Annotated in this window: 8 protein-coding genes; 1 reads left to right on the forward strand and 7 read right to left on the reverse strand. The window is 65.9% G+C overall.

Annotated features, from left to right (window positions below; all coding sequences use genetic code 11):
• Nucleotides 1-158: 158 nt before the first annotated feature.
• The 5 genes from VFV09_15205 to pgsA form a co-directional block, all read right to left on the reverse strand.
• Nucleotides 159-665 carry a regulatory protein RecX gene (locus tag VFV09_15205; GenBank protein ID HEU4869057.1) on the reverse strand — a complete coding sequence of 169 codons (507 nt, stop codon included), beginning with the start codon at nucleotides 663-665 and terminating at the stop codon, nucleotides 159-161.
• Nucleotides 665-2,851 (reverse strand): recombinase RecA, encoded by a 2,187-nt coding sequence (recA, locus tag VFV09_15210; GenBank protein ID HEU4869058.1) that lies wholly within the window; start codon nucleotides 2,849-2,851, stop codon nucleotides 665-667. Before recA ends, VFV09_15205 begins: the two co-directional genes overlap by 1 nt.
• Before the next feature lie 229 nt (nucleotides 2,852-3,080).
• Complete coding sequence (gene thpR, locus VFV09_15215) at nucleotides 3,081-3,683, reverse strand: RNA 2',3'-cyclic phosphodiesterase (protein ID HEU4869059.1); 603 nt, start codon at nucleotides 3,681-3,683, stop codon at nucleotides 3,081-3,083.
• Nucleotides 3,626-4,870, reverse strand: a complete 1,245-nt coding sequence (locus VFV09_15220; GenBank protein HEU4869060.1) for a competence/damage-inducible protein A — start codon at nucleotides 4,868-4,870, stop codon at nucleotides 3,626-3,628. The genes thpR and VFV09_15220 overlap by 58 nt, the downstream gene beginning before the upstream one ends.
• A 4-nt stretch (nucleotides 4,871-4,874) precedes the next feature.
• A complete protein-coding gene (pgsA, locus tag VFV09_15225) occupies nucleotides 4,875-5,438 on the reverse strand; it encodes a CDP-diacylglycerol--glycerol-3-phosphate 3-phosphatidyltransferase (protein ID HEU4869061.1) in 564 nt (187 codons plus the stop codon).
• Between the two features lie 347 nt (nucleotides 5,439-5,785).
• Between pgsA and VFV09_15230 the strand changes: the two genes are divergently transcribed.
• Nucleotides 5,786-6,547 carry a MerR family transcriptional regulator gene (locus tag VFV09_15230; GenBank protein ID HEU4869062.1) on the forward strand — a complete coding sequence of 254 codons (762 nt, stop codon included), beginning with the start codon at nucleotides 5,786-5,788 and terminating at the stop codon, nucleotides 6,545-6,547.
• A 40-nt stretch (nucleotides 6,548-6,587) separates the two neighbouring features.
• Here the strand turns inward: VFV09_15230 and VFV09_15235 are convergent, their stop codons facing one another.
• Together VFV09_15235 and VFV09_15240 are read right to left on the reverse strand one after the other, a co-directional pair.
• Complete coding sequence (locus VFV09_15235) at nucleotides 6,588-7,718, reverse strand: CU044_5270 family protein (protein ID HEU4869063.1); 1,131 nt, start codon at nucleotides 7,716-7,718, stop codon at nucleotides 6,588-6,590.
• A partial coding sequence (locus VFV09_15240) for a sigma-70 family RNA polymerase sigma factor (GenBank protein HEU4869064.1) occupies nucleotides 7,715-8,160 on the reverse strand: 446 nt, incomplete at its 5' end. The genes VFV09_15240 and VFV09_15235, both read right to left, overlap by 4 nt.

Here is an 8,160-nt window from a genome sequence, read left to right on the forward strand (position 1 = left end):
TAGAAAGTCAAAGACCCTTTAATTTCAACTCCTCACAACCCCAACTTTTTGTCTGACAGCGGACTTTGTTTGAAGAAACGCAAGCAATTCAGGCCGATGCTTTGACGCAACCTTCCTCAGGCCGGCTGCGCCAATTTTAGACTTGGGTCCGGAGGGGGTCAATCACTCGGCAAATCGAGCTCGCGAAATACGCGCCGGGTGACGTCCCACGCCACCTGCGGGCCGTACCCTTTGCTGCACAGATGGCGCACCACCCGGGCCACCGCCTTGTCGATGTGAAGGTTCCGGCAGGAGGCCGCTTTCCGCTCCGCCAGGCGCAACGCACGCTCCTCGTCGGCCCCCGGCTCGTCGACTTCCACCAGGCTTTCGTCGGCCGTCTCGGCGTCGACCCCGAACCTGTAGAGGTCCTGGCGGGCCAATCGCGCCGACCGGCCCGTGTCGACCCCCCGGCGCACCACCTCGGCGGCGAAGGCGCCGTCGTCCAGCAACCCGACGTTCAGCAGCCGCAACTCCACCGCCTCGACCGTTGCCTCGTCGAAGCCGATACGGCCGAGGCGGTCCCGAATCTCGTGACAAGAACGGGACCTCACCGCCAGTAACCGCATTGCCCGCTTCATCGCATCCTCGACTCCGTCGGGCTGCACCGTGGTCTTGGCGCCGGTCATCACCTGGTGGGAGTGACCTTGCCGTTGCCGTTGGGGCTTCCGTTGAGGATCGGCTTCTCGGCCTCGGTCGGCGCCTCGGAGCCCTCGGGGACGATGATCCCCATGGCCACCTTGACCTTGTACTCGATCTCGGCAAACACGTCCATGTGCTCGGAGAGGAAGGCCTTGGTGTTCTCCCGGCCCTGCCCGATCTGGTCGCCGTCGTACATGTACCAGGACCCGGACTTCGTGGCGATCCCGAGGTCGATGGCGGTGTCCAGCAGCGAGCCCTCCTTCGAGATGCCGTGGCCGTACTGGATGTCGAACTCGGTCTGCCGGAACGGGGCGCTGACCTTGGACTTGACCACCTTCACCCGGCACCGGGACCCAACGACCTCCTGGCCGTTCTTGAGGTTCTCGATCTTGCGGATGTCCAGCCGGACCGAGGAGTAGAACTTGAGAGCCCGCCCCCCGGAGGTCACTTCGGGGCTGTTGTGGACCACCACGCCGTCCGCCAGGTAGTTGTGGCTTCCCTCGACCTCGATGTCGAAGCGGTGCATGCTCCTGGTCTTCGGCTTCACCCCGATCGAGGTGATGGGGAAGGGCAGCAGCTCGTAGCGCTTCTCCACGAACTGCGGCTCGACGTTGAACTGCCCCTGGAACCTGGGCAGGAGCTTGTACTGCATGCTCGGGTGCACGTACGGAGCGACGAGGGCGTGCAGCTTGTCGGTCTCGAACCTCGGGAAGCTGAGGACCGCTGTGCCTGCTCGCTCGATCAGCTTGGGCCGCAGGTTCCAGGTGTCCCCCAGATACTCGACCAGCCGGTCCCGGGAAGCCGGCTCCATTGCCTCAATGCAGATCTCGGAACGTCCGCTGCCGCCGGCGGTGCGCTCGTGGACGCCCTTGGACCGAAGCGAAAAGCCGCCGTCGTCCATGTACCAGATGGCTAAGGACAATGCCGAGAGATTCTTCAGATAGTCGTGGCTCAGGACCTTCTTGCCCCCGACGTAGACCGCTTTGCGCAACTCGGCCAGCTCAGGGAGCGGCTTGAAGTCGTAGAACACGACTCCCTTCTCATTGGTGGATCGGGACGACCCGATGTTGCCGAGAAGACTCGCCTTCCAGTCGCAGTACTCAACTTGCTTCTGTCCGTGCCCGAAGCGGTAGCGGGCGCCGTGGCCCTTGTTGGAGGAGGACAGTGCGCCGTCACCCATCAAGCCGCCGAGCACAACTTCCCATTGGAAGTCGGACAGGTAGTGCGGGGTCGCCTGGAGGACCCGGTCCCCCACCAACAGCTCGCCGGCCTCCTTCCAACCAGCCGGGGTGCGGATCTTGTGGTTGTCGGTGCAGGAAAACTGCGCCCGGCCGTTGCCGCCTGGACGGGCGACGCTGAAGCTCAGGAACTGCTCGGTGACGCCATTGTCAAACCAGTTGATGACCTTCTTCGGGACTACCGCCCCTGCAACCGGGTCGTAGGAGAGAACCTCGACCGGGAGCTTTTGGTTGACGATCTTGCCGATCTTCTCCTGGGTGCCGTCCGCCAGCGTGATCCTGGTTCCGTAGGAGAAGCAGCCGAACATCACACCTACCTTCTCCCGGAGCTGGTTGATGAAGACGATCAGCGTGTTGGAGCGGCTCACGTTGCCGGCAAGCTTGCGCAGGGCCTGGCTCATCAGGCGGGCCTGCAGGCCGATGTGGGAGTCCCCCATCTCGCCCTCGATCTCCGCCTTGGGCACCAGGGCCGCCACCGAGTCGATGACGATCACGTCTATGGCACCGGAGCGGACCAGCATGTCCGTGATCTCCAGGGCCTGCTCGCCGGTGTCCGGTTGCGACACCAAAAGCTCGTCGACGTTCACCCCGAGGTTGCGGGCGTAGACGATGTCCAGGGCGTGCTCGGCATCCACAAAGGCTGCGATCCCACCGAGCTTTTGCGCCTCGGCGATCACGTGCAGGCAGAGCGAGGTTTTGCCGCTGCTCTCCGGGCCGTAGATCTCAACGATCCGGCCCCGGGGGAGGCCGCCGATGCCCAACGCCACATCCAGGCCCAATGAGCCGGTGGGAATGACCTCCATGGGGGTGTTGACCCGCTCACCGAGCTTCATGATGGCGCCCTTGCCGAACTGCTTTTCGATCTGGGCCCTGGTTAGATCAACCGCTCGAGCTTTGTCCCCGGCGTTGCTGATTCCCCGTCCTGACTCAATCAACCTTGTCCTCCTTCGTCCCCGCAACCGTTGTAGTCATTTGCCGTTGGACTGACCATCGACTTTGATGACCATCTGAGAGGCAGACTAGCCAGGGGGTATGACAGAAAACTAATCGAACGCCTGTTCGAACGCAAGTATTTGAAGAAAAGTTATCAACAGAGAACTACACACCTGTGATTATAGGTCCCCGCCCGCCGGTGCGGCGCTCGAATTTCAGCCACCCAGGCCTTTAATCTGTGGACAAAGCCCAGGTGTCCAGCACCTCGTAGCGGGAACCCGACCGCTCGGTGTAACTGCGAAAGAGCGTCATCCGGTCGACGACGAAGGGCTCCTCCTCCAGCGCATAGGGGCGGAACCGGTCGACGGCAGGGGCGATCGCCGCCGGAACCTTCATGCGTGCCAGCGTCAGGTGGGGGTGAAGCGGCCGGTCGTCGGACAGCCCGCACTCGGCCCCTATCCGCTCCGCCAGCCGGGCCAGGTTCGACCCGGCGTCCTCGATGCCGACCCACAACACCCGGGCCTTGGCCATCGACGGGAACGCCCCGATCTCGGTCAGCCGGGACTCAACCGCAGGCACTCCGACCGCTGCCCGCCCGATGCCCTCCTTCAGGTGGTCCAACTGATCCTCGGCAACCTCCCCGAAGAATTTCAGCGTGACGTGCCAGGTTGCCGGCGACGTCCACCGGGCCCCCGGAAGGACCGCCTTTAGAGGCGCAACCGCCGCCTCGATCGAGTTGCGGTGCCGCTCCGGCACATCCACTGCGACGAAGAGCCTCAGGCTTCCTCCAGCATCCAGCGGCGGAAGGTGTCCAGGGCCGCCCGGCTGCCCCACTCCCGGATGTCCTCGCGGGCCCCGGCGGCGACGAACTTGCGCGCCAGCGAGCCGCCGTCCCACGCCAGGCCGATGAACATCGTCCCGACCGGCTCCTCCCCGGGGTTCGGCCCGGCCTCCCCGGTGGTCGACAGGCCGATGTCGGCCCCCGACCGCTCCCGGGCCCCTGAAGCCATCGCCCGCGCGGTCTGATCCGACACCGCGCCGTACCGGTCGATGGTCTCCTGCGGAACGCCGACCTCGGAGACCTTGGCCTCGATGGCGTAGGTCACGTACCCGGCCCTCAGGACCGTGGACGCCCCCGGAACCGCAACGATGCGCGAGGCCAGCGCCCCGCCGGTGAACGACTCGACCACCGCCAGGGTCAGCCCCCTCTCCTGCGCCATCGCGCTGACGACCGACTGCAGCGTGCTGTCGTCCTGGCCGTAGACCAGGCTGCCCAGCGCCTCCCGGAGATCCGCCTCGACCGGCTCGATCTTGGCCAGCGCCGCCGCCCGGTCCGCCCCGCCGGCCCGCAGGTGGATCGCCACCTCCCCGCGGGACGCGAGGATCGTCACCGACGGCTCACCGCAGTCCTGGCACACCTTGACGATCGGCGAGATCATCGAAGCCAGGTCCGACTCGCCCCGGCCGATTGCCCGCAGGATCCGGCTGGCGAAGACGTTGCCGCCGGACCTCTCGGCCAGCTCGGGGACGACGCGGCGCATCAACATGTCCTCCATCTCCGCCGGAACCCCGGGCAGCGCGAACACCGGCACGCCTTCGTGCTCGAGGAGGATGCCGGGGGCGGTGCCCACCGGGTTGGGGATCGGCTCGGATCCCTCCGGGACGTAGGCCTGGATCAGGTTCATCTCGTTCATCTGCCGGTCCCGGGACTCGAAGAACCGGCGCAGATCCGCCTCCAGCTCAGGCCGGAACTCCAGCTCGCGGCCGGTCGCAGCTGCGAGGGCTTCCCTGGTCACGTCGTCGTGGGTCGGCCCCAGGCCGCCGGTGATGACCACGGCGTCGGTACGTGCGATGGCCGCGGAGATGCAGCCTGCGATGGCCTTCTCGTCGTCCCCGACGGTCGTGGCGAACGCCACCTCCACTCCCCGGGCCTCCAGCTCGCGGCAGATCTTTAGCAGGTTGGTGTTGTCGAAGGTCCCGAACAAAAGCTCCGAACCGACGGTGATTACCTCGGCCTTCACGGCGTCACGCTGCCGGAGATCCCTCTGCCGGCGTCAAAAGGCTCTTGCTCAGCAGGCCGTAGCGGACCCCCGAGTAGACCGTCACCGCAACTGCGGCGTACAGCAGGACGTCCTGCACGACGACCAGCGCACCGGTCCGGGGGAACAGCCAGGCCAGGACCATGACCAGCTGCAGCGCCGTCTTGTTCTTGGCGTGGTGGGCGGCCGGCATCGAGTTGCCCCGCTTCATGGCGGCCGACCGCAACGCGACGACGGCAACCTCCCGGACGACGATGATCACCGTGGCCCAGATCGGCAGGCCCCGGTAGACGATCAGGCATATGAGGGCCGCCAGCACGAGGAACTTGTCCGCCAGCGGGTCGAGGAACTGGCCCATCCGCGTGATGATGTCGAGCTTGCGGGCCAGGTAACCGTCCAGGTAGTCGCTGAAGGTCGCAACGACGTACACGACCAGCGCCCACCAGGTCGCAGTCTCCATGCGGGTGGAGTCTCCCGCCCGGTACATGAAGTAGACGAAGACCGGGATGAGGGCGATGCGCGCCCAGGTAACAACGTTTGCCGGGTTCACCGAGTTCCAATCGACCGAACAACTCTGCAGGTGTTAGCAGCGTACCCTGCGTTGCAGTTGGGGTGCACTGCAGCGCGGCAACCGTTGTCTACCTCGCCATCGCAAAGAGCAGGTTCACGACGACGGTCAGGAAAACCGACGCCACAATCGAAAAGACGATCATCGTCATACATCCTTTGCTGCCTCCGACCGGACGGATCATCTGCACCTCCCAAGGGTCCTCGCTGGCCCGGTCCTGGAGCCGAACGGACCTTTGCCCCTCCGGCGGTTTTACAAACCTCACTTGACCCTTACGTAACGTGAGGGTTTACTCTCGATCCATCGGCTGCCGAGGCAAAGGGAGAACGATGAGCTTGTCGGTAGGACAGGTGGCAGGGGTCAGCGGGGTAACCGTGAGGACCCTGCACCACTACGACGAGATAGGCCTTTTGTCGCCGGGCGAGCGCAGCCCGGCGGGATACCGCCTGTACAACGATTCGGACCTGGAGCGCCTCGAACGGATCCTGTTCTACAAGGAGCTCGGCTTTCCCCTGGAGGACATCGTGAACATCCTGAGCGACCCGAAGGCCGGCACCGCCGACCACCTGCGGCGCCAGCACCAGCTGCTGAGCCGCCGGATCGGGCGCCTGCAGGCAATGGTCTCGTCACTTGAATACGAAATGGAGGCACAACAGATGGGCATCTCACTGACGCCCGAGGAGCGAATCGAGATCTTCGGCGACTTCCTAGATTCCGGCTACGCCGAGGAGGCCGAGGAGCGCTGGGGCGGCACCGAGCCGTGGAAGGAGTCGCAACGAAAGGCGGCGTCCTACGGCAAGGCCGACTGGCTGCGGATCAGGCAGGAGGGCGGCGACCTCGAGCGCCGGTTCGTGGAAGCCATGGAGGCCGGGGTCGATCCGGACAGCCCGGAGGCGATGGACCTGGCCGAGGAGCACCGGGGGCAGATCACCAAGTGGTTCTACGAGTGCAGCTTCGAGATCCACCGGGGCCTCGGACAGATGTACGTCGACGACCCGAGGTTCAAGGCCCGCTACGACGGCATCGCGCCCGGCCTGGCGGAGTACAGCCGGGACGCGTTTGCAGCCAACGCCGAGCGGCACGGGAAGTAGCGGACGGTAAAAGGGCCCCCTTTCGGGGGCCCTTTGATGCCTAGGGTCTTTCCTCCACCGAGTCGACGACCCCCGATACGAGGTACACAGCTCCCCCAACCTGCGTGCCGGGAGCAAGGGCTCCGTAGATGTCCAGTTCCGGCGCCGGCGTTGGGCCGTTCGTCGGCTGCGGCTTGTCGGGCCGCCCCGTCGCGAACACGTTGGGCGACTTCTCCATCACGTACTGGCTCTCGGCCAGCAGGGCCGAAGTGTTCGGGTCGAAGACCAGCTCGTTCCTCATGATCCGGCCCCCGGGGTCGTAGGAAAGCGAAAGGGCAACTCCCGGCCGGCCTTTGGGGTCGGTCACGTTCTCGGTCAGGGTGACCCCCGGGATCTTCGCCGCCGCCCGGAACAGGGCTGCCCGGATGTCGGGAGGGGCATTCGTCTCCCTCAGGAGCGACCCCACCGTGTCGAACATCTGCTGGTGAAGCGTGATCCCCTGGTTCCTGGACCGCTCCTCCACCACCCGGTACATCGCGTCGGGGTCGGCCGGAAGACCGTCGAAGTTTTCGAAGTACAGGTCGGCGCCTCCGGGATCACCCCCGGGGAACCGGTGGTCGGAGACGGAGTCCCGGCGGATCTCGGGCCTGCCCGCGGCCTCCCACGCCTGCTCGTCCCGTTCGCTCAGGAACTCAACCTCGCCGACCTCGGTACGCAGCCGCCCGCCCCCGTTCTCGGCGACCCAGATCTCCCGGATCGTCGACTCGAAAACGGTGTAGGAGTCCTGTGAACGAACGGTGGTGGACGTGTAACGGGCTTCCGACCTGGTGTAGCGGAATCCGCCGTCGGGCAGGGTCACCTCCGGCTGCATGGCAGCCACCGCAGCGATTCTTTCGATGGTGATGGGAGAACCGTCGGTCGGACCGGGCGAGGCCAAGTCCGGGGTCGGCTCCGGGCCCCCCCGCAGCAGCGACGCCGCCAGCAGCGCGATGACCAAAGCCATCGACACCGCCGCCGGGACACCGAACCTGAGCCGGACTCCGCTCCGCCGGGACGCAGCCGCCGGGTCCGCCGTGATCACGGCCAGCAGGCGCCGAGCTTCCTCGGTCTCGACACTCCCCGCCACCGTCTCGTCGGGCACCGGGTTTACCGACTGCGTGATCCGCACAACATCGTTTTCGACCGGGCTCATGGCGCCTCCTCGACTGCAACTCTTTTTGCCGGCAACAGTTCGACTGCTTCACTTAGGGCGAGCTCTTTAGCCAGACGGGCCTTCGCCCGGTGAAGGCGCACCGAGAAGGTGCGGGCCGAACAGTTCAGGGCGGCCGCAGCCTCCGCCGGCTTCAGCCCCTCCCAGGCGGTCAGCAGCAGGGCCTCCCGGTCCGGCTCCTTCAGACTGCGCAGTGCCGTCTCGATCCGGCTCCGCTCGCCGACCGCGTCGGCGTGGTCACGCTGATGCAGCGGCGCTCCCCCGGCGATCCGGTCGTGGAGCGCAACCCTCCGGCCCTGCGACCGGCGCTTGTTCGACAGCGCCTTGCGGCACACCCCGAACAGCCAGGGAAGCGGCTCGCCGGGAATCTCGTCGAAGCGCCGCCACGCCACCAGCCAGGTCTCGGCCACCGCATCCTGGGCGT

This window comes from Actinomycetota bacterium, assembly GCA_035759705.1.
Taxonomy (GTDB): Bacteria; Actinomycetota; CADDZG01; order JAHWKV01; family JAHWKV01; genus JAJCYE01.